This window comes from Streptomyces sp. SID9727 (assembly GCF_010550605.1).
Classification (GTDB): domain Bacteria; phylum Actinomycetota; class Actinomycetes; order Streptomycetales; family Streptomycetaceae; genus Streptomyces.
Genome location: NZ_JAAGNI010000429.1, coordinates 1 through 990, shown reverse-complemented (window position 1 = coordinate 990; position 990 = coordinate 1). Strand labels below are relative to the sequence as shown.

Sequence of the window (990 nt, the reverse complement as noted above, 5' to 3'; positions counted from 1 at the left end):
ACGGCGGGGCCGACGGCGGCGCGGACCGTTCTTGAGCACACCCCCGGCCGGTGCCCAGGACCCCGGGGCCGCGAGCGCGGCCCCCGGGGTCCTGGAGTCGCGTCTGACGCCCGGCACGGACCGGGCCGCCTTCGCCCGCGGCTTCTGGGGCCGCGAGGCCCTGCTCACCCGCCGGGCCGGTGACTTCTCCGACCTCTTCTCGGCCGCGGCCGTGGACGAACTCGTCTCGCGGCGCGGACTGCGTACGCCGTTCCTCCGCGTCGCCAGGAACGGCGCCACGCTGCCCGACGCCTCGTTCACCTCGCCCGCCGGGGTCGGCGCCACCATCGGTGACCAGGCCGACGACACCGCGCTGTGGCGGGAGTTCGCCGACGGCGCGACCCTCGTCCTGCAAGCGCTCCAGCGCACCTGGGCCCCCGTCGGCGACCTCACCGCCGCTCTCGCCGCCGAACTCGGCCACCCGGTGCAGGCCAACGCCTACGTCACCCCGCCGCAGAACCGCGGCTTCGACGCGCACTACGACGTCCACGACGTCTTCGTCCTCCAGGTGGAGGGCACCAAGCGCTGGATCGTCCACCGCCCCGTGCACCCCGACCCGCTGCGCGACCAGCCCTGGACCGACCACCGCGCCGCCGTCACCGAGGCCGCCGCGGGCGAACCGCACCTCGACACCGTGCTCGGACCGGGCGACGTCCTCTACCTGCCGCGCGGCTGGCTGCACGCCGCCGAGGCACAGGGCGAGGTCGCGGTCCACCTCACGCTCGGCGTCCACACCTGGACCCGGTACGCCCTGGCGGAACAGCTGATGCGCGCCGCGCTCGCGGAGCTGCGCGAGGACCCCTGGATGCGCGGTTCCCTCCCGCTCGGCGTGGCCGGCCCGGACGGCGAGGCCGCTCCGGTACGCGAACGCCTCCTCGCGGCCCTCGCCGGCGCCGATCCCGCCCCGGACTTCCACCGCGCCCGGCGCGCCCAGGCCCGCCCCGCGCCGCT

Annotated in this window: 1 protein-coding gene; it reads left to right on the top strand. The window is 77.1% G+C overall.

Translation table 11 applies throughout. The annotated features are described in order from the left end of the window. Window positions 1-31: 31 nt before the first annotated feature. On the top strand, window positions 32-990 hold a 959-nt coding region (locus G3I41_RS29655; protein ID WP_164403581.1), incomplete at its 3' end, for a cupin domain-containing protein.